The organism is Streptococcus constellatus (assembly GCF_902167705.1).
Classification (GTDB): domain Bacteria; phylum Bacillota; class Bacilli; order Lactobacillales; family Streptococcaceae; genus Streptococcus; species Streptococcus constellatus_A.
This window is the reverse complement of record NZ_CABHMZ010000003.1, coordinates 187,388-208,484: the sequence shown is the minus strand read 5'-3', so window position 1 is coordinate 208,484 and position 21,097 is coordinate 187,388. Positions and strand designations below refer to the sequence as shown.

The following is a 21,097-nucleotide window of genomic DNA, read 5'->3' as shown; positions in this document are numbered from 1 at the left end:
AAAGAGGTACGATATGAAAGAATTATTACGAGATTACATTGGGAAAAGAATCCGCCTTTTAAGATTAGAAAGAGGAATGACCCAAGAACAACTGGAAGAACGAGCGGATTTGGGTACAAATTACGTCTATAAATTAGAACATCTTGCCCCAAATGTCAAAATCAACACTCTTGAAAGGGTGATGGAAGCCCTAGAAGTTGATATTGAAACCTTTTTTGATATGGTACCAGATAAGGAAAAAGAAGATGATTTGACCCAATTGGTGCAACATCTGAAATCACTCCCACAAGAAAAACAAAAGAAAGTGATTGATGCCATTACCGTATTATTAGAGAGTTGAGTTTTGAATAATAAAAAAACCGTCATTTTTGGCGGTAATTTTTATTTACAAAAACTATAATATATAAGTTTCCGAGGGCAGGGTGCCCATCTTTCAAGTATGAGACAAAATGATTTTTCAACTAATAAAAAACAGAGATACTGAATTTAATATGGGTAGAGTACCCATATTTTTTTGTTGGGCTCAAGTCGCCCAACAAAGCTTGCGCTAAATCAATGAATGGAGAGTAAAAGTTTCATTGCGTTCTGATTCATCACAGATACAAAAACAATATCTTTGTTTAAAAAAAAATTAAATTTAAACTATATATAGTGATTCCATCGCCGCCCGCGCCCGCATGCCGCATGCATCGTATTTCCCTAAAGGGAATTATAAGATGATTTCACCAACTTGTCAAGTTACAAATTCATTACAAATAGTTTATGTCCCTCCTGCGTCCAGCTCATGACGTTAAACCGAGCTACATGGCATGCCAACAGTCCGCTTACTATGCTCTCCTTTCCTCGTCTTATCATGATAGATGAAGACGTTTTTTTATTTTTTTTAGCGTCAAAGGAAAGGGGAGCTAGTCCTTTAGAAGGGCATTCTGTCCTAAGCACTCAATAGAAAGGAAGATTTTCTTATTATGAGGAAAATAACTCAATCCGGTTATAGTTCAGAACTCGCTAATCATACACTTGATTCAAACAAAGAGATTTATCTCTTGAGTACAGAGCTAGAACCGCAATATCGTTTTGAAAATAATCATCGTACAGATGAGATTGTAGCTTATCGTGCTTGGTTCACCCAAGAGGGGCTTCCACCTTTCACGGTGAAATTCGCTAAAAAGATTGCGCTACCAAGCTACTTGTCTGCCGTCAACTTTGACAACTTGGAAGCTTGCGAAGTCCGCTACAATATCTACTTCCGCGCTGATGAAGTGCATGAGGTGAAATCATGAGTTTGAGCATGCAACATCAAAAGCAGGCTCAACCGTCACGAAACCCACTAGAGCCAACCGCATCTAGTGGGGCCTTCCGTGACCCTCATGAGTTATGCACTTTTATTCAACGAAACTTAAATAACGCCCTTGATGTGAACGGTGAGACGAGCTACACAAATTCGTTTATGATCCGTCTGGCTGGCAATGACCGAGGCTTTCTCTATCTGCCAAATCTGCCCGTTTCCTACTCCCTTGACAATCAACTTTATATGAAAATCTATGCGATTTGTTCAGGAATTCTATACCCCTACAAAACCCTTTTACCGCAAACTAATGCTTACTTTGTTCCTTATGACCCCGAAGAGCCCAACCTTGCACGAGCCCTCTTTTTCCCTTGGGTTGACGGGATTCCAGAGCGCTTGATGATTGAAAATATTGACCAATTTATCGCTACAGAAGTAACCAGCAACCGTATTCCGATTATGGCAAACAAGGTCAGCCTCAATATGGACAACATTGTTCATCTAGCCGTTAGCGGGTCGTCTGGTTCGGGAAAATCAAAATTCACTGAATATTTAATTAGATGCTTAAACGCTGATACTGCTACTCATCTCTTGCTCGTTGATCCAAAATTATCTCAAATTTATAAATTAGGAAGAGAGCTAAACTTAGAAGTTCTATCTCCGACCTTCGGCTCTAACCTCAATAGCTTTATTACAGAAGTCAACGAACTTTTAGGACGAGTGATAAACAAGATTTATGAGCGGCAACAAAAATTGCTCATCAATCCTACTACAAATTTTTCAAAGATTTACGTTGTAATTGATGAACTCCTTGCATTGGTGCAAGGTAGCTCGAAGCAAGCAAGAGATACTTTCTCTCAATTGCTTGGAACAATTGCCCTTTTAGGGCGTGAGACACAAGTCAGCTTGATTCTTATCTCTCAACGCTTTGACGCAACTGCCTTTGGTGGAAATACAGCCGTTCGAGAACAAATCAATTGCGCTATTATTTTAGGTGACATCAACACGAATACAACGCAGTTCTTATTGCCTCATGCAAATATTGACCATATTGTTGTCCCAGCTGGCATTGGGACGGGTATCATCAAGTTTACAGATGATCAGCACAACAATCACATTATGCCATTACTAACACCCACTTATTAACGAGGTACATTTACATTATGTTTAAATATTATTTTAAAAACTTTAATTTCTATAATACTTTTTATCTTTTAAGTCTTGCTCTACTTCTAACAGGTGGAAGCGGTCTTTTACTCAAATTATTCTTAGTTGTTTTTCAAACACCTATACTAATCACCAATATCTTTACTTTTCTTTCTGCTAAACTGTTAGCTCTCGCATTGAGACTGATTCTATTACTTGTTGGGATAACAGCGATAAAATGGTTGCCAAATCAAAAACTCAATATGTGGAAATCTCTTTATTACACAAATAAAATCAGAAAATTTGCATATACCACCTCTGAAAAGCCTCTGAATATCGGACAAAATAAGATTCCTTACAGCGTTGCTGATAAGCGTCTTGCCAATCGTTCTTTATGGTCTTTAACAGTCGAATGTGAAGAAGATAAAATCATCACTTCTATAAAGTTACCTGCCAATCATAAAGCCATGAAAATGGTCAAAGAGTTATTGCCCGACATTAAAAGTCATCTGACAGAGCTAGACCCGGCTTATAGCTTTAACGACTTCACGCTTGAAAGCTACCGCGTTTATCAAGCCATTGGCACTCGCACTAAATAGGTGCTTCTGCGGCTTTGTCGGAACAGACAAAGAGCCGCAGAAAAGCACCCCATTTCAAACAGGAAGCAGGATAGAAATAGCGTAGTCTTTTCTATTCTGGTGACGGTTCCTAGCGCAGCCGCCGAGCTAGAAGGGCGGTTCCCGCTATCAGCGGGAAATTGTGATAGGAACTCATGGGGGTTACTACGACCCCCATGAGTTCAATAATCAATAATCAAATCATTAGAAAGGTTGATATATTATGCCTCTAACAAAACGTTCTAACAAGTGGGCTTTTCTCCTCTACAAAGAAAGTGCGCCCGAAAACTATATTGACATTTTAGAAGAAATGCAAGTCCCTTATATTTTGAGCCCATGGCACGACCAAGACGTGGACAAAAAAACGGGTGAACTATTAAAAGCCCACAAACACGGGGCTCTCTTCTTTGATTCTTTGAAGAGCTATACGCAAGTATCAGAACTTCTTACCGAAAATCTAAACACTCCTAAAAAGGTGCAAATTGTCTTATCTCCAAAGGGGATGCTTGACTATTTCACCCATGCACAAAACTCAGACAAAACACCTTATAACGCTGAAGACATTGAAAGTGGTGCAGGGTTTGACCTCGATCAGTTCCTCGTTGAGCAACAATCTGGGCGCTTTATCAATGAAGTCATTGACCTTATTAACGATTACAATTTTACCGAATTTCAAGACCTAGTAATCTATGCAAGACACAATGACCCTCGCCTGCTCACATTGATTATGAACCGTACCTACTTTTTTACAAAATTTATAGAATCAAAACGCTATCGCGCAAGTAAACACATCAAAGACGTGACCATCATTGACCAAGAAATGGATACGGACTAACTGCTTATGAAACCAACCACCCTACAAATTGACTTAAAAAATATTACGATACAACTACCACCCGATAAAATTATCGTTGACCGTTCCGAGTATGAAGAACTCAAAAAAATCTCCTCAAAAGGGCGTTATCTAACGCTCTCTGAGGTTTTAGAACTGCTTTCCGTCTCTCGTCCATGGCTGCTCGAAAACGTGCTTTATAAGCCTGAAATTCGTAAGCAAATTGACATTGATAAAAATAGCAATGGCTTTGTGAAATATCCAAACAGTCAAGGTGGACGCTATTACTTTCTGGCAAGCAAAGCCAAAGAATTTTTTGAGGAACATTTTGCAAAAATTTTTGAATTATGATAAGATAACCAAGATAAAACCTTGGTTATCGATTTCTTAGAAAAGAGGTAATCATGTCACTATACATTACGCAACGCGGAGGGAAAAAAGGGAAGTGGTCTTATCGTATCACTGACAAAAAAGGAAACTATATTACATCAAAATCAGGATTTAAGACCAAAAGAGAAGCTGAAATTGAAGGTTTGACCCAAGAAATTAAATTACATCAAGGAAAGGTCATTGATAAAAACATCAGTCTCTTTCAACTGTGGGAAAAATGGTACCATTTAAAAATTATCCCACTCAATAAAATGGATTCTACACAAAACAAGCATCGCTTGCGTGGAAAGTTTATTCAAAAATACTTTGGAGACTCACCCGCTGTATCCATCACATCAAGCCAATATCAAGCATTTATCAATAAATACGCTGAAACAAATTGTCGTGATAATGTCAGCCGCCTAAATGCAGAGATACGAAGTGTCCTTATTTTTGCTAGGCAAGATAAGCTCAGTATAGATTTATTCACAGAAGGAGTTGTACTATCTGGCAGAGAATCACCAAAGTCTAAGAATGAAAGATATATCCATAGCTTAGAAGATTATAAAAAACTTTGTCAGTATCTAGAATATCTCCTCGATTATCAAGAATCCGTCATTCCATACCTCTTATATATCCAACTGAAAACAGGTATGCGGTTTGGAGAAGTCCTTGGCTTAACTTGGGATTGTATCAATATTGAAAATAAGACCATTAAAACATATAGACGCTATGATTGCACAAGAAAACGCTGGACAAAAGCTAAAACAGAAACTTCTATCCGTGACGTTCCGATTGATGATACTACAGTCTCTATTTTACAAAAACTAAAAGCTGAACAAAGGTATGTTTTAAGAAGCCATCAAGTTTCTAATTCAGACAAATGTTTGTTCTTTGATAAACAATCTGGACTACCTACAAATTCAGCAGTCAATAAACAATTAAAGCAGATACTATCTGAATTGTCTATTACTCCTTCAAATATGACTAGTACAGGTTTAAGACATACTTACGCAAGCACACTTCTAGCAATGGATATAGACATCTGGGCCATCGCCAAGAATATGGGACATAAAGATATTCAACAAATCAGTGAGACTTACGGGCATTTAATCAAAGAAAAAGCTATCCGTGAAGACAATAAAATCCGTGACTTTTTCCACGGTTTAAGCCAGTAGAAACTATTTTGAACAAATTTTGAACAAAAATAAAAGAAACGCTGATTTATCAACGTTTGAAGCTTTTGGAATATGTCCCCTGCCGGAATCGAACCAGCAACTACTCCTTAGGAGGGAGTTGTTATATCCATTGAACTAAGGGGACTAGAGAAAAACTCTGCCGAGAGACAGAGTTATTTCTACATTAACGGCGGATTTCTTTAATACGCGCTGCTTTACCTTGCAATGCACGAAGGTAATACAATTTCGCACGACGTACTTTACCGTAACGAACAACTTCAATCTTTTCAACACGTGGTGTGTGAAGTGGGAAGATACGTTCAACACCTACACCGTTAGAAATTTTACGAACAGTATAGTTTTCTGAAATACCAGCACCTTTACGAGCGATAACCACACCTTCGAAGATTTGGATACGTTCGCGGTTTCCTTCGACAACTTTCGCGTGAACACGAACAGTATCACCAGGACGGAATGCAGGAATATCAGTACGAAGTTGACTTTCAGTCAAACTTTGGATTAATGGATTCATTTTTCTTCTCCTATCTTACTAATCTTATAGTTCAAGACCACAGCGGATTAGTCGTTTTCTAGTGCTTCCATTACGCACTAACTAATATCATAACAAATTTTATAATAATTGTAAATGCCTTATTTGGATTATTTTTCTATTTTAGCAGAATTATTGAAGAACCAATGAAGCTGCTCCAATGACTCCTGCATCATTTCCAAGAGTTGCAAGTGCAAGCTTTGTTGACGTACGCACTTGAGGGAAAGAATTTTCTTCATAGACCTTACGAACACCGTCTAGTAAAAATTCACCTGCTGCAGAGACGCCTCCACCGATGACAATCGTTGACGGATTTAAGATAGATCCAATGTTGGCACAAGCAATACCAAGATAACGTGCAAAATTACGATAAACAATGAGAGCTAATTCATCACCAGCTTTAGCCAAATCAAAAACAATTTTCGCATTGACATCTTCGCCATTATCAATCAGTTTTTTCAGCTCTGCATCACCAGCATACTCATCAGCATAACGACGCGTTAAATTAACAATACCCGTTGCAGAAGCTACTGTTTCTAGGCAGCCTTTTTTGCCACAAGTACAAAGAATTGGTTGATCAAAATCAACTGTGATATGTCCCAGCTCTCCAGCTGCTCCAGCTACACCATGCAGTAATTTTCCTTCAGCAACAATGCCACCACCGACACCTGTTCCAAGTGTCATAAAGACGACGTCTGGTTGGTTTTCACCAGCACCTTTCCAACGTTCGCCAAGTGCAGCTACATTCGCATCGTTATCAATAAAGAAAGGAATGCCAGTCGCTTTCTCAATTTTTTCTTTTACAGGTTGCAGAGTTTTCCAGTTGAGATTGTAAGCTCCGACAACCGTTCCTTTTTCACGGTCCACAACGCCAGGCGAGCCCATGCCGATTCCAATGAAATCTTCAGCTGAAAGGTTTAATAAATGCAAACGATGATTGATTGACTCAATCATATCATCCACAATATGACTGCCTTCATCTAAAATATTTGTCTTAATAGACCATTTTTCTTGAACTTCTCCTTCTTGGGTCAGAATCGCAAACTTCACAGATGTACCACCCAAGTCAATCCCAATAATTTTTTTCGACATTCTATTCTCCTCTAATAACTTTTTTTCATTTTCATTATAACAAATTATTTAAGAATTGAAAAGGTTTGCATAGAACTTAATATATCATGACAAAAAGAATGCTACTCTAAATTGCTTCTGTCATAAAGCTACGGCTTTCTAAGACCCGAAGCATGGCATTGGCTGTATCAAGTGCCGTAAAAAGTGGAATCCCATGTTCGATAGCAGAACGACGAATAGCCTGACCGTGTTCATCTGCCGTTCGCTTCGTTCCAACGGTATTGATAATCGCCTGAACCTTGCCTTTGCGAACAAAGGCTGGAATGTCATTACGATCATCTGTACCGAATTTTTCAACCAATTGTGTCAAAACACCATTTTCTTTAAAGAACTGCGCTGTGCCCTGTGTTGCTAAAATACTATACCCAATAGCTGCAAAACGTTTTGCCAATGCGAGAGCTTCTTCCTTATTTTCATCCGCAATCGTAAAAATGACATTTCCAAAGTTTGGAAGATGTAGATAAGAGGCCTCAAAAGCTTTATAGAGAGCTTTTTCAAGGGTAAAATCCGTTCCCATAACCTCACCAGTCGACTTCATTTCAGGTCCTAGTAAGCTATCCACCTTGGCTAATTTGGTAAAGGAAAAGACTGGTGCTTTTACATGTACTTGTTTGCTTTCTGGATAAAGGCCGTCTTCATACTCTAGCTCCGCCAAAGTTTGACCTAAAATCAGTCTAGTTGCCACCTGCGCCATAGGAATATTAGTCACTTTGGAAAGGAAAGGGACGGTTCGACTTGCACGCGGATTGACCTCAATGACATAAACTGTTTCATCTTTGATAACAAACTGAATGTTCATCATACCGATACAATGAAGTCCGATTGCCAATTTCTTAGTATAATCTGCGATAGTCTGCTGGACTTGAGCAGATAAAGTCTGCGGAGGATAAACAGCCATAGAATCACCTGAGTGAACTCCAGCCCGTTCAATATGCTCCATAATCCCTGGAATTAAGACCTGACGACCGTCTGAAATGGCATCTACCTCACATTCTTTGCCAACAATGTAAGAGTCCACCAACACCGGATGATCAGGGCTAGCCTTGACAGCCGTTCGCATATAAGAACGAAGGTCTGCTTCATTCTCGACAATCTCCATAGCTCGACCGCCCAGAACGTAAGAAGGACGCACCAAGACTGGGAAGCCAATCTTACGAGCGGCTTCTACCGCTTCTTCTTCATTCGTCGCTGTCTGACCTGGTGGCTGCGGAATGTTCAAATCTTTGAGAGCCTGTTCAAATAGATCACGATCTTCTGCACGGTCAAGGTCAGCCACCTGAGTACCTAAAATTTTCACACCAGCTTTTGACAATGGCTCAGCTAGATTGATAGCGGTTTGTCCACCAAACTGAACGATAACTCCCTTAGGTTTTTCCAGTTCAATGACATTCATGACATCTTCAAAAGTCAAGGGTTCAAAGTAAAGCTTGTCAGAAACCGAAAAATCTGTTGAGACCGTTTCAGGATTACTATTCATAATGATTGCTTCATAGCCAGCAGCTTGAATAGCCTTGACCGAGTGCACGGTCGCATAGTCAAATTCTACTCCTTGACCAATCCGAATAGGTCCAGAGCCCAGCACCAGAACAGATTCCTTTTCTGACTTGATTGATTCATTTTCAAAAGCATAGGTAGAGTAAAAATATGGCGTGCTCGACTCAAACTCAGCTGCACAGGTATCAACCATTTTATAGACCGGAAGAATCCGCTCTTCTTTACGAAATTGACGTATTTCCTCTGCTGTCATTTTCCAAAGCCGAGCTAATTTAGTATCTGCAAAACCGTTTTGCTTAGCCTGTCTGAGCAGGTTTGCATCTCCGACATGAGTGATTAACTTCTGCTCTAATTCATGAATGTGAAGCAATTTATCCAAAAAGAACAAATCAATCTTGGTTAGTTTTGCAATTTCTTCAATAGCATAGCCGCGGCGGATGGCTTCAGATACATAGAAAAGGCGATCATCTTGCGCTTTGACAACCTTTTCCAGTAAATCATCATCTGCCACTTGATTTAGTTCTGGCATTTCATTATGGTCAACACCGATTTCCAGAGAACGACAGGCTTTGAGCAAACTTTCTTCAATGTTACGACCAATAGCCATGACTTCACCGGTTGCTTTCATCTGCGTGCCTAGATGACGTTCACCATGTTCAAATTTATCAAAAGGAAAACGTGGAATCTTCGCTACCACATAATCCAGAGCTGGTTCAAACATAGCATAAGTTGTACCTGTGACTGGATTGATAACTTCATCTAGTGTCAAGCCAACAGCGATTTTTGCAGCCAATTTAGCAATAGGATACCCCGTCGCTTTAGAAGCCAGAGCTGACGAACGAGACACGCGCGGATTGACTTCAATGACATAGTAATTAAAGCTATGAGGATCCAAAGCCAACTGCACATTACAGCCTCCTTCGATTTTTAGAGCACGGATAATTTTCAAGCTAGCATCCCGCAACATTTGATTTTCATAATCCGAAATGGTTTGCGTTGGTGCAAAGACAATGGAATCACCTGTGTGCACACCGACTGGATCAAAGTTTTCCATATTGCAGACCACTAAAGCATTATCAGCTGCATCGCGCATGACTTCATACTCAATTTCCTTGAAGCCGGCAATAGAGCGCTCAATCAAACACTGAGTCACCGGAGATAATTTCAGACCATTTTCAGCAATCTCTCGCAATTCCTCCTCATTGGCACACATTCCGCCGCCAGTTCCCCCTAAGGTAAAAGCTGGGCGAACAATGACTGGGTAGCCAATTTTCGTTGCAAAGTCCACTGCTTCTTCGATTGTGTTTACAATTTCAGATTCTGGAATCGGCTGTTCCAGCTCTTCCATGAGTTGCTTAAACAAATCACGATCCTCAGCTTGATCAATAGCCGACAGCTTAGTTCCTAAAAGTTCGACACCTAGCTCATCCAAGATACCTTCTTTAGATAATTCCATTGCCATATTGAGTCCTGTTTGCCCACCCAATGTCGGCAGAAGTGCATCTGGTCGCTCTTTCCGTAAGATTCTAGTGACAAATTCCAGCGTAATTGGCTCAATATAAACCTTATCAGCAATTTCCTTGTCTGTCATAATGGTTGCAGGATTGGAATTAACTAAAACGACTGTGTAGCCTTCTTCTTTCAAAGACAAACAAGCCTGCGTTCCTGCGTAATCAAACTCAGCAGCCTGTCCAATGATAATGGGACCAGATCCAATCACCATAATTTTCTGAATATCTGTACGTTTTGGCATGTCTTTCTCCTATTTCCTAATCCATTGATTAAAATGAACTATGCTGTTGTTTAAAAGCATCAATCATTTCCATAAACTCATCAAAGAGATAACTGGCATCATGCGGTCCCGGTGCAGCGTCAGGATGAAATTGCACTGAAAAAGCAGGGAAAAATCGATGCCGCACACCTTCAATAGACTTATCGTTGATTTCCTCGTGCGTAATCAGCAACTCGCTCGGAAAATTTTCACGACTAACAGCATAACCATGATTTTGGCTGGTAAAATCAATCCGCCCTGTCGCAATATCTCTGACAGCATGATTAAAACCACGATGACCGAATTTCATTTTATAAGTCTGAGCTCCATTTGCCTTACAAAAAAGTTGATGTCCCATACAGATACCAAAAAGAGGAATTTTCCCTTGAATCCCTCGAATCATTTCTAGCACTTGCGGTACGTCATCTGGATTTCCTGGACCGTTGGATAACATGACTCCGTCAGGATGAAGGTGGAGAATATCTGCTGCACTTGTGTCATAGGGAACAACTGTCACATTACAATTGCGTGCCGCTAATTCACGAAGAATCGAATGTTTCAAACCAAAATCAACTAACACGATACTAGGACCTGAGCCCGGTGCTGGATATGGCGTTTTCGTTGAGACTTGTTTGATATTATCAGTCGGCAAAACAGTTGCTTTCAACTGGTCTTGCAAATGCACCATTTGGTCGCCCACATTGGCTAGTGTTGCTTTCATCGTTCCATGCTGCCGAATGATTTTCGTCAATGCCCGCGTATCAATACCAGCAATTCCTGGAATTTTCTTGACCTTTAAAAACTCGTCTAGGGTCATCTGATTGCGCCAATTGCTCGCTCGGCGTGCCCACTCATAAACGACCACTCCCTTGCAAGTGGGAGTGATCGATTCATAGTCGTCGCGGTTGATTCCATAATTTCCGATTAACGGGTAGGTAAAGGTTAAAATTTGCCCATTGTATGATTGATCTGTAATAGATTCTTGATAACCGGTCATACCTGTATTAAAGACGATTTCTCCGGTCACATCAATATCAGCCCCGAATACTTCTCCTTCAAATACTGTCCCATCTTCCAGAATTAACAAGCGTTTTTCCATCTTTCCCCTCCGTTTATGATTGCAGCAACATGTTAGTGTTTATTGTTTTTTCCGTCCATTTAAGACAGACTCAATAATTGCCATTCGGACAAATACACCATTGGTCATTTGTTCTACAATACGAGATTTTGGAGCTTCTACCAGATGATCTGCAATTTCCACATCACGATTGACTGGAGCTGGGTGCATGAGAATAGCAGTATCCTTCATTCGATCATAACGCTCTTGTGTCAAACCATGCAATCTGTAGTAATTTTCTTTAGAGAAAATTGAATCGTAATCATGGCGCTCATGTTGCACACGAAGAAACATCATCACATCCACTTGATCAATCACTTCATCAATAGTTACGAATTTCCCGTAATCAGCAAATTCATCGCTTCTCCATTCATCTGGACCAGCAAAGAAAAGCTCTGCTCCAAGACGTTTTAGAATTTGCATATTGGACTTAGCCACGCGTGAGTGGTCTAAGTCACCAGCAATCGCCACTTTCAAGCCATCAAAATGCCCAAATTCTTGGTAAATTGTCATCAAATCCAGCAAACTTTGGCTTGGGTGTTGACCAGAACCATCACCACCGTTGACGATAGAAGTTGTAATAGTTGGACTTTCTACCAGTTCTTTATAGTAATCTACCTCAGGGTGACGGATGACACAGACATCTACCCCAATTGCCGACATGGTCAAGATTGTATCGTAAAGCGTTTCTCCCTTGTTGATTGAGCTTGTCTTGACATCAAAGTCAAGCAGGTCACATCCAAGTTTCAATTCTGCCACTTCAAAAGCCTTGTGTGTCCGAGTAGAAGGTTCAAAGAAGAGATTAGCGATAATATGTTGTTCGTCATAATGAGCTTTTGCGCCATTTTTAAATTCGATTCCGCGTTTGATGAGCGCCATTACTTCTTCATTGCTAAGAGTTTCCATAGAAACAAGATTTTTAAGTGCGATTTGATTTGATGACATGATAGTTAACTCCTTTTTATTTTTAAAATAGTAGACAAAAATTTAAGAATGTGCTGAGCCTAGTTTTTAGGTTCTGGCAAGATAAGGTAGAGCACAATCCCAAGAACGGTTGACAAGGCAACTCCTGAAATTTGCAAACCTGAAAGTTGAAGCGTTAATCCACCAATTCCTGCGACTAAGATCACACTAGCAATCAATAGATTTTTCTTATTGTCAAAGTCTGTTTGCTTTTCAATCAAAATTTTCAAGCCGCTAGAGGCAATGACGCCAAAGAGTGCAATGGAAATTCCACCTAAAACTGGACTTGGAATAGATTGCAAGAGAGCAGATACTTTCCCGACAAAACTCATCACAATCGCAAGCACTGCCGCACCTGCAATGACATAGACGCTATAGATTTTGTTCAAAGCCATTACACCAATATTTTCACCATAACTCGTTACTGGGGGGGCACCGAAAATCCCAGCTATAACTTGTGCAAGACCGTCTCCAGCAAGAGTTTTATCCAATCCTGGGTCTTTAAAGAAATCTTTTCCAGTCAAGCTATTCAATACCATAACATGACCAAAATGCTCTGTCATCGTCACAAAGGCAATTGGAGCCATTGTTAAAATTGCACTTGGATAGAATTTTAAACTATAGTCTAAGAATGGAAGGTGCATAGGTGGAACGTGAAACCATGAAGCTTGAGAAACTTTTGCAAAGGAAATAATTTCTTCTCCTGTTACCACTCCAAGAATGAGCGCGAAGACATATCCGACAATCAAGCCCAACAGCACGGGAATAATTCCCACAATCTTTTTACCATAGATATTAAAGAGAATGACTGCAAAGAGAGTGACAATTCCAATGATAAAATAAGTTAAATTGTATTTGCCGTCTTTTAGCATGACATCGTTCACCGCTGTACTAGCTAGACTTAGTCCGATAACCATAATGATTGGTCCCACAACAACTGGCGGCAAAATTTTATCAATCCAAGCATTCCCAGCGAACTTCACAATAAGAGCTACAATGAAGTAAACCAAACCACCAGTAATGGCACCTTGAGCGACTGCTGCGATACCGTCTGTTTTCATCAACATTTGCATAGCTGCAATGTAAGCGAAACTAGACCCCATGTAAGCTGGCACTTTGTACTTGGTAACCGTTAAGTGCGCTAAGGTTCCTAAACCGCTTGAAAACAAGGCAACTGCTGGGTCAATTCCAACCAGAATCGGAACAAGAACTGTCGCTCCAAACATGGCAAACAAATGCTGAAATGACAAACCTACAAGCAACCCTGCTTTTGGCATATCATGAACGTCGTATTTTACATCTTGACTCATTTTCTTATAATTCCTCCGCAATCAAGACACGGTCTTGACCATCCTGTTCTACCATTTCTACAATAATCTCTTCTGTTCGACTTGTCGGAATATTTTTCCCAACATAATCTGCTCGAATTGGCAATTCACGATGACCACGGTCTACCAAAACAGCCAAGCTTACACGTGACGGGCGTCCCAAACTAACTAAATTGTCAATCGCTGCCCGAATGGTGCGTCCTGTATAGAGCACATCATCCACCAAGATAACTTCACAGTCTGTAATATCAACTGGAACATGTGTCGTATCTTCTTCCACTTTAAAGTCATCGCGGAATGGCTTGGTATCCAACTCACCAATAGGCACATCGATCTTTTCAAGCTGTGCCAATCGTTCTTGAATCCGCTGCGCAATGTAAACACCCCGCGTTTTTATGCCGATTAAGACAATCTTGTCTAGCTCTTTGTTGCGCTCAATGATTTCATAAGTAATCCGTGTAATCGCACGTTTCATTGTCAAACCATCAACAACTTCTTTCGTTTTCATAGAAAGCCTCCTTAAAAATATAAAAAAGTCTCCTTCACAAGGAGACTTCAGAAAATCTAGGCAAGCATAGAGAAACTGCTAACAGCCTCACTGTGCTACACCATCTTATGCTTTGACTCCTTGTCTGCCTCACGGGACAGATTTAAAGGATTATTTAATTTTTATAACTATATCACATTTTTTGAAAATCTTCAAGAGAAAACCGTAAAGTTTTCACGGAAATCCTCAAATTGATTCCACCTATAATATATAAGCTATACTTTTTTGTATTTCTTACAATTCATTTGCGATTTTATTGATTTTCCTCAGGCGATGATTAACACCGCTTTTTGTCAAAGGCTTACTAAGGCTTTCTGCTAATTGCTGGATAGAATAATCAGGATGGTTCACGCGCAGATAAGCTACCTCTTGCAAATCAACGGGCAAGCTCTCTAAACCAATCGTATCAACTATCTTGCTAATATTATGAATGGTTTTCATGCTAGCTGTCACCGTTCGAGCAATATTCGCCGTTTCTGCATTGTTTGTCCGATTCAGATCATTTCTAGCCTCTCGCAAAAGTTTGACCGATTCAAACTCAGTCATTGCTTTCATAGCACCAATCACAATCAAAAAGTCCATAATGTCTTCAGCTCGTTGCAGATAGGTCACCGAGCCTTTTTTACGTTCAATTATCTTTGCGTCTAGTAAAAACTTTTGCATCAAAGCTGCTAAATCCTCCGCATGATCAGAATAGACCGATAAGATTTCTAACTGGTATTTCCCAGACTCTGGGTCACGCATGCTGCCAGTTGACAAAAAAGCTCCCCGCAAATAAGCTCGACTCGCTTCATTGTCTGATAAAATAGCTTGGTCAATACCTGCTTCAATTCCAAAAAAGGAGTCCGCCAAGTGCAAATCAGCTAAAATTTGTTCCACACCTTCGTCTAAAAAAACAGTATAAACGCGGTTTTTCCGAAGATTTGCTTTTTGATGATGACGTATTTCAGATTTGACTTGATAAAAAGCCGCAAGCAATTCATAAATGTGACGAGCGATTTTTGCATTTTCTGTCGTAATAGACAATGTTAAGCCTTGACTAGAAATTCCTAAACTGCCTGACATCTTAATGATAGCCGATAATTCCGTTTTATCTTTTCTGCCTAGACCGAGCAGCTCTTCTTTCACTTTAATGGTAAAACTCATTTGCGCACCTGTATAATCTTCATAAGTTCATCTACCACAGACTTGCCGTCATGAAAGGCTCCGCCGTTTTCCAAGCGAAGAAAATTAGACGAAATGACACGAGGTACTTGCTTCTTCAAACCTTTAAAATCATGCTCAACCTGCACCAAATACTCATCAAATTTATTGGAATTCATATATTTTTGAGGAACTTCTTCAATATTTACTAAAACCGTGTCAATAAATGCTTTCCCAAGATGACGATGCAAAACAGCCACGTGGTCACTATCTGTGAAATGCTCGGTTTCACCACGCTGCGTCATGATATTACAGACATAAGCGATTTCTGCCTTGGTTTCCAAGAGTGCTTGACCGATTTCTTCTATCACCATATTGGGTAAGATAGAGGTAAACAAGGATCCTGGTCCCAAAACGACCATATCACTTTCTAAAATCGTCTCTACCACTTTGCGACTAGCAGTTGGTTTTTGGTCATTGTAGGTATTGGTGACATAAACTCGTTCAATCATACCTTGGTGTTCTGCGAGGTGACTTTCTCCAGCAACTTCGCTTCCATCAGTAAATACAGCATGAAGCGTCAAGGGTGTGTCGCAAGACGGATAAATCTTGCCAGTTGTGTGAAAAAATTTGGTTAACAGCTGCATGGCATTGTAAGTAGAACCCTGCATTTCTGAAATTCCGGCAATAATTAAATTTCCAAGTGGGTGTCCCGCTAAAGCACCGTCTTCATCTGCGAAACGATATTGAAAGACTTTTTCATAAAAGTGCGGCATGTCCGACAAAGCCACTAAAACATTTCGCAAATCACCAGGAGGTGTTAATTGTTGGATATTTTTTCGCAATTCACCTGAACTTCCTCCGTCATCGGCAACTGTTACAATAGCTGCAATGTCTACATCTTTCTTGCGCAAACTATCTAAAATTACAGAAATTCCTGTTCCACCACCGATAACAGCAATCTTTGGTCGTCTCATGAACGATTTACCGTTTCCTTTCTGCGGTCTTTATCTCGATGCGACGAATGAACAGTCCAATCATTAGCTAAATCATCTGCTAAGCGTTGTGCAAAAGCTACACTTCTGTGTTGACCGCCTGTACAACCAACCGCAATTGTTAAAACTGATTTTCCTTCTTTTTTATAGCCAGGCAAAATAGGTTTGATAAGAGCCACCAAGTGCTGATAAAATTCTTCTGACTCCGTATGATTCATTACATAATCATAAACTGGTTTGTCAAGCCCTGTTTGATTGCGAAGTTCTGGCTGATAATAAGGATTTGGTAAAAAACGCACATCAAAAACAAGGTCGGCATCTAGCGGAATACCATATTTAAAGCCGAAACTTACCACCTCAATGCGGAATGATTGGAGTTTCGTCGGATCTGAAAAATGCTCAGAAATTGTTTTACGCAGTGCACGCGGTGTTAATTCAGTCGTATCTACCACGTTTTGACTCATATTTTTCAGCGGCGCAAGTAATTCCCGCTCCAACTTAATCCCGTCCAAAATACGACCATCTGCTGCTAAGGGGTGGCTACGCCGCGTTTCCTTGTAACGAGCGACCAATTCTGTGTCTGCAGCATCCAGAAATAAAATTTTAAAGTCAAGTCCATCGTTATTTTCAATCTCATCTAAAACTTTTTGAATTTCAGAAAAGAAGGAACGACTGCGCATGTCCACAACCATTGCAATCTTATCATTATCTTGTGTCGTTTCAATCAACTGCAAAAATTTAGGAACCAGTGTAGGAGGCATATTGTCAATCGTAAAATAGCCCAAATCTTCAAAAGACTGAATGGCCACGGTCTTCCCCGCTCCACTCATTCCCGTTACAATTACCAAATGAATTTTTTTATCTGACATATCTCCTCCTTGATAAAACAATCAATTTTCAGTATATTAAAGCATTTTCAACTCCTTTTTATTATAACACACCAAGCATGATTCTCACAGTAAAAAAAGAGAGGATAAAAACGATTAACGTTCCTATTCTCTCAACTTCACATTTATATTATTATTTCATTTGCCAAACCAAAGAGCGATTTCACGTTTGGCTGACGCTTCAGAGTCTGAACCATGAACAACATTTTGAATTGTTTCACCGGCTTTAGCTGCTTGCGCAAAATCTCCACGAATAGTTCCTGGTAGAGCTTCCTCTGGACGGGTAGCGCCCATCATGTGACGCCAACCCGAAATGACTTGATTTCCTGACAAAATACCAATAATCAAAGGCCCACTTGTCATAAAATCACGGATTGGCGGATAAAAATCTTTCGTCAATAGAGCTTCATAATGCTGATCAATTAACTCATTTGAAACATCGGTTCGCATTTCTAATCGTTCAATTTTGTAACCACGCTGTTCTATTCGCTTTAGCACTTCTCCAACCAAGCCGCGTTTTACGCCGTCTGGTTTTATAATAAAAAATGTTTGTTCCATGATTGACACGCTCCTATTTTGTTACCTTTATTTTATCACAAATGAAAGAAAGTTGAAAGTCCTTTCATAAATCTTCTTTTACAAGTGACTTATTAGTGTCAATGACGTTAAACACATAAAAATTGCGAACACCCAAAACCAGACAGAGCGAAAGGCTTGCTGATAGGTACCTGAAAGTGCACGATTTTCCTGCATATACATTTGAATATCTATTTTATTTTTAAACAAGAAAAATACTGCGATGCTTGCACCAATTATCAGGATAAACAAGTGTAAGAGACCACCTACATCATCTGGCAAAAACGAATACAAATAAGTTAGCCCATCTCCGATGACCAAGTTATTAAAAACGTGGAAAACCATTGCCCAGAGAATCGAATACTCCAAGGTCACATACGAAAAGATCATTCCAACAAAAGTTGCAAAAAAGAATTGCGGGAGATTCCCATGAAACAGACCAAATATAAGCGAAGACATCACAATCGCAAATACTTTGCCATATTTTTCAAATGTTCGTAAGCCAGCCCCACGGAAAATCAATTCTTCTGATACAGGTCCAAAAAAGCCTGCATATAAAAACATGGTCACGCTATCTGATCCTGCTGAGGCTGATTCAACAGCTTCAAACATGGTAAAACCAAACACATTAAAGATTGTTTCAAAAATTTGGCTAAAAAGCACAAAACCTAACTGACCTAAAAGCAAGAAAGACAGGACTATTCCAAACATTTTTGGAGTCATGGTTCTTTTCTGTGTTCGTAAATCGGACTTAAATAATTTTCCATCTCGATACAACCAAAAGATAAAAACCCCTGCACAGACAGCAATCAAATAATAACTGCCATCTTGTGCCATAAACTTTTCCGTCGCTTTTTGAATTCTTTCAAGATTGCCAGAATAACGAATGGCTTGAAACAAGGTTACAATCGTTTGATAAATCAGGCTAATCATTGCCATTACGACCACATAAAGTAGACATAAAGCAGAGAATAGGCCGATGTCTTTTCGTACTTGCTGATTTGTTTGCATCAGTGTCCTTCCTTTTTCAAATAACTTTTTTTACTCCAACGATAGAGCAACAATGCGAATCCTTCATAAAGGGCAAAAAATAACAGAAAAGCATGGAGGAAAAATTCTTCTGGTAAAATCCAAATCACTGGATCTTTCGCAGGGTCAAAGAGCCAAGTATTGTCTCCGACAAATAAAATCTGATGAAAGAGAGTGAAAAACGCATCAAATCCTATCCCAAAGGCTATACCTCCAATCATAATTGGAAGCCAAATGATGCTCAAAATAGCCTTTGAAAAAACAGGTAAATAGCCTTTTTTAATAATCCCTTTTTTCAAAAAGTAAACTGCTGGCGCAGTCACTAGAAAAATAGCTTGTGTCAGATGAAAAAGATATTTTACTGTTTGAAAATGGTGCAGACCTGCTGCTGATGAGCGAAAATTGGGCATGGCGAGCCTTTGCTGAAATGGATTGGTTAGGTAATTCATCAAAATATTAAAATTGTGCTGAATCGTTGTGGATTTGAGATAAACTTGATTTTCTAATTGGAACCAAGAAATTTCCAAAGGATAAAACAACCAAACAAGATAAATAGTCAACAGAATCGCAGCTGCTAAAAACCAGAGCATGCTCAGCCAAAAGGTCAGTTTAGTGCGCATCAAAATCCCACTCCGCTAAGCTAGAAAGTACATAATCGGGTTGGATTGGCAATCCTGCTACTTCTTCTGGACGAGTAAATCCAGTTGTCACTAAAAGTGTAGGGATACCGTTGTCAATCCCAGCTCGAATGTCCGTCAGATAATTATCCCCGACCATTATCACTTCCTCGCGCGGCAGCCCTAGATGCTCCACCGCCTTTTCCATGATAATTGCATTCGGTTTGCCAATATAAACAGGTTTAACACGAGTTGCTACTTCAATCAAAGTAATAATCGAACCCGCTCCAGGCATAAGACCACGTTCTGTCGGAATATTAAGGTCTGGATTGGTTCCTACGAAATGAGCCCCTTTTTGGATAGCTAACGTAGCAATTGACAATTTTTCATAATCCACTTCCCAATCCAATCCCACGACTACATAATCTGGATTATCCGTATCTTCAACATAACCAGCTTCTGCAATGGCCTGTTTGAGACCAACATCACCGATGACATAGACTTTCTTTCCTAGATTTTTATCATTTAGGTAATCAATCGTTGCCAAAGTTGCTGTATAAATCGTTTCAATAGGTGTTTCAACATTGAATTGTTCCGCCAACATAGTTTGAACAGTTTCAGGTGTACGTGTTGTATTATTCGTCACAAATAAATATGGAATGTTGCGCCGTTGTAGCTCGTGAACAAAAACCTCACCCGCAGGAATGCGCTCTTTTCCCTTATAAATTGTCCCGTCTAAATCAATTAAATATCCTTTGTAGGTCATACTTCTCTTTTCTATTGTTTCTCTTGTGAAATTTCTTGCCAAGTAATCATCGCCTGTGCATTGACATCACCGTCGCTAGAAATCTGATGATTGCTCTCTAAATCTTCCAAATCATAGCTAGAAGTAATTTGCCCGCCAGGTCGTACTTCCTTGACATACTTAAGATGAATTTTTTTAGGAATGTGTTTCATAAGAAAATCAGCACCCATAACCTCAAAAATCCAGTCCAAATACTTGCTGTTATTGACATGGCCATTCATATCCAGATCGTAAAAGCGGACATGATAGTCCTTGGAAACCGGCTCTTCCAGGGCTGAGTACTTGGGACCGCGCAGCATTTTTTTGGAAAAATCTGACTGGTACGGAGCCACAATCTCCGGCTCAACGGCATGAACCTTACGACTGTCCCGATCCATGAGGACAAAGGTCCCCATCATCTGGATCAGATCCTGACCTGCCTCATCAAAAATGCTAAAGCGGCGATAACAGAAAAGCCGATTGTAGGTCAGGGCTTCTGTCTCAATGGTGATCTCCTCAGCAAAACGAGGTAGGCGGATGACATCGATATCATAGTCAGTGATAATCCAGACCAGATTATACTGCTCCAGCATGTCCTTGTCGCTGATGCCCAGCTCGATAGACTGCATGCCTGACGCCTGCAAGGACAGCAGGATAACATCAGGTAGCTTGATGTGACCGTTCATGTCTGCCATATCAAAAGGAATTTTCATTTTCATTTGATAAGTTAAACCCATG

The 21,097-nt window shown here is 39.9% G+C and carries 22 protein-coding genes and 1 tRNA gene; 7 read left to right on the top strand and 16 right to left on the bottom strand.

Translation table 11 applies throughout. The annotated features are described in order from the left end of the window. The first annotated feature begins 13 nt into the window (after nucleotides 1-13). From FQ204_RS01265 to FQ204_RS01235, 7 genes are all read left to right on the top strand, one after another. Nucleotides 14-340, top strand: coding sequence for a helix-turn-helix domain-containing protein (locus tag FQ204_RS01265; protein ID WP_144207669.1), 327 nt, complete (start codon nucleotides 14-16; stop codon nucleotides 338-340). Nucleotides 341-962: 622 nt separating this feature from the next. After that, nucleotides 963-1,280, top strand: coding sequence for a hypothetical protein (locus FQ204_RS01260; protein ID WP_411572729.1), 318 nt, complete (start codon nucleotides 963-965; stop codon nucleotides 1,278-1,280). Beyond that, nucleotides 1,277-2,431 (top strand): helicase HerA domain-containing protein, encoded by a 1,155-nt coding sequence (locus FQ204_RS01255; protein ID WP_144207664.1) that lies wholly within the window; start codon nucleotides 1,277-1,279, stop codon nucleotides 2,429-2,431. The genes FQ204_RS01260 and FQ204_RS01255 overlap by 4 nt, the downstream gene beginning before the upstream one ends. A gap of 17 nt (nucleotides 2,432-2,448) precedes the next feature. Next, the gene (locus FQ204_RS01250; protein ID WP_144207661.1) at nucleotides 2,449-3,030 is read left to right on the top strand and encodes a hypothetical protein; all 582 of its coding nucleotides are present in this window, start codon (nucleotides 2,449-2,451) and stop codon (nucleotides 3,028-3,030) included. A gap of 241 nt (nucleotides 3,031-3,271) precedes the next feature. Continuing rightward, nucleotides 3,272-3,883 (top strand): replication protein, encoded by a 612-nt coding sequence (locus FQ204_RS01245; RefSeq protein WP_144207657.1) that lies wholly within the window; start codon nucleotides 3,272-3,274, stop codon nucleotides 3,881-3,883. A 6-nt stretch (nucleotides 3,884-3,889) separates the two neighbouring features. Beyond that, nucleotides 3,890-4,231, top strand: coding sequence for a DUF771 domain-containing protein (locus tag FQ204_RS01240; RefSeq protein WP_144207654.1), 342 nt, complete (start codon nucleotides 3,890-3,892; stop codon nucleotides 4,229-4,231). Nucleotides 4,232-4,284: 53 nt separating this feature from the next. After that, nucleotides 4,285-5,427 (top strand): site-specific integrase, encoded by a 1,143-nt coding sequence (locus FQ204_RS01235; protein ID WP_144207651.1) that lies wholly within the window; start codon nucleotides 4,285-4,287, stop codon nucleotides 5,425-5,427. A 73-nt stretch (nucleotides 5,428-5,500) separates the two neighbouring features. Here the strand turns inward: FQ204_RS01235 and FQ204_RS01230 are convergent. The 16 genes from FQ204_RS01230 to FQ204_RS01155 all read right to left on the bottom strand — a co-directional run bounded on the left by FQ204_RS01230 (nucleotide 5,501) and on the right by FQ204_RS01155 (nucleotide 21,096). Continuing rightward, nucleotides 5,501-5,572, bottom strand: a tRNA-Arg gene (locus tag FQ204_RS01230). 39 nt (nucleotides 5,573-5,611) lie between these two features. Further along, nucleotides 5,612-5,959 (bottom strand): 50S ribosomal protein L19, encoded by a 348-nt coding sequence (gene rplS / locus FQ204_RS01225; RefSeq protein WP_144207648.1) that lies wholly within the window; start codon nucleotides 5,957-5,959, stop codon nucleotides 5,612-5,614. Between the two features lie 150 nt (nucleotides 5,960-6,109). Next, complete coding sequence (locus FQ204_RS01220) at nucleotides 6,110-7,069, bottom strand: ROK family glucokinase (RefSeq protein ID WP_144207646.1); 960 nt, start codon at nucleotides 7,067-7,069, stop codon at nucleotides 6,110-6,112. A gap of 106 nt (nucleotides 7,070-7,175) precedes the next feature. After that, on the bottom strand, nucleotides 7,176-10,355 hold the full coding sequence (gene carB, locus FQ204_RS01215; protein ID WP_144207643.1) for a carbamoyl-phosphate synthase large subunit: 3,180 nt from the start codon (nucleotides 10,353-10,355) through the stop codon (nucleotides 7,176-7,178). Nucleotides 10,356-10,383: 28 nt separating this feature from the next. Then, on the bottom strand, nucleotides 10,384-11,472 hold the full coding sequence (locus tag FQ204_RS01210; protein ID WP_144207640.1) for a carbamoyl phosphate synthase small subunit: 1,089 nt from the start codon (nucleotides 11,470-11,472) through the stop codon (nucleotides 10,384-10,386). A 39-nt stretch (nucleotides 11,473-11,511) separates the two neighbouring features. Continuing rightward, nucleotides 11,512-12,435: an aspartate carbamoyltransferase catalytic subunit gene (locus tag FQ204_RS01205; protein WP_144207637.1), complete on the bottom strand. Its 924-nt coding sequence runs from the start codon at nucleotides 12,433-12,435 to the stop codon at nucleotides 11,512-11,514. Between the two features lie 59 nt (nucleotides 12,436-12,494). Beyond that, entirely contained in the window at nucleotides 12,495-13,763 is a 1,269-nt protein-coding gene (locus FQ204_RS01200) for a uracil-xanthine permease family protein (protein WP_144207633.1), read from the bottom strand. A 4-nt stretch (nucleotides 13,764-13,767) separates the two neighbouring features. Continuing rightward, nucleotides 13,768-14,289, bottom strand: coding sequence for a bifunctional pyr operon transcriptional regulator/uracil phosphoribosyltransferase PyrR (pyrR, locus tag FQ204_RS01195; protein WP_144207630.1), 522 nt, complete (start codon nucleotides 14,287-14,289; stop codon nucleotides 13,768-13,770). Between the two features lie 273 nt (nucleotides 14,290-14,562). Next, on the bottom strand, nucleotides 14,563-15,474 hold the full coding sequence (gene whiA / locus FQ204_RS01190; protein ID WP_144207628.1) for a DNA-binding protein WhiA: 912 nt from the start codon (nucleotides 15,472-15,474) through the stop codon (nucleotides 14,563-14,565). After that, the gene (locus FQ204_RS01185; protein ID WP_144207625.1) at nucleotides 15,471-16,448 is read right to left on the bottom strand and encodes a YvcK family protein; all 978 of its coding nucleotides are present in this window, start codon (nucleotides 16,446-16,448) and stop codon (nucleotides 15,471-15,473) included. The genes whiA and FQ204_RS01185 overlap by 4 nt, the downstream gene beginning before the upstream one ends. Beyond that, nucleotides 16,445-17,335, bottom strand: coding sequence for an RNase adapter RapZ (rapZ, locus tag FQ204_RS01180; RefSeq protein ID WP_144207622.1), 891 nt, complete (start codon nucleotides 17,333-17,335; stop codon nucleotides 16,445-16,447). Before rapZ ends, FQ204_RS01185 begins: the two co-directional genes overlap by 4 nt. A 156-nt stretch (nucleotides 17,336-17,491) precedes the next feature. After that, nucleotides 17,492-17,911: a nucleoside-diphosphate kinase gene (ndk, locus tag FQ204_RS01175; protein ID WP_144207618.1), complete on the bottom strand. Its 420-nt coding sequence runs from the start codon at nucleotides 17,909-17,911 to the stop codon at nucleotides 17,492-17,494. Nucleotides 17,912-17,989: 78 nt separating this feature from the next. Then, on the bottom strand, nucleotides 17,990-18,940 hold the full coding sequence (locus FQ204_RS01170; RefSeq protein ID WP_144207615.1) for a CPBP family intramembrane glutamic endopeptidase: 951 nt from the start codon (nucleotides 18,938-18,940) through the stop codon (nucleotides 17,990-17,992). Then, complete coding sequence (locus tag FQ204_RS01165) at nucleotides 18,940-19,578, bottom strand: TIGR01906 family membrane protein (RefSeq protein ID WP_144207612.1); 639 nt, start codon at nucleotides 19,576-19,578, stop codon at nucleotides 18,940-18,942. Before FQ204_RS01165 ends, FQ204_RS01170 begins: the two co-directional genes overlap by 1 nt. After that, nucleotides 19,568-20,341, bottom strand: coding sequence for a TIGR01457 family HAD-type hydrolase (locus FQ204_RS01160; RefSeq protein WP_144207609.1), 774 nt, complete (start codon nucleotides 20,339-20,341; stop codon nucleotides 19,568-19,570). The genes FQ204_RS01165 and FQ204_RS01160 overlap by 11 nt, the downstream gene beginning before the upstream one ends. A gap of 11 nt (nucleotides 20,342-20,352) precedes the next feature. Continuing rightward, nucleotides 20,353-21,096, bottom strand: a complete 744-nt coding sequence (locus tag FQ204_RS01155) for an acyl-[acyl-carrier-protein] thioesterase (RefSeq protein WP_144207606.1) — start codon at nucleotides 21,094-21,096, stop codon at nucleotides 20,353-20,355. Nucleotide 21,097: the final 1 nt, after the last annotated feature.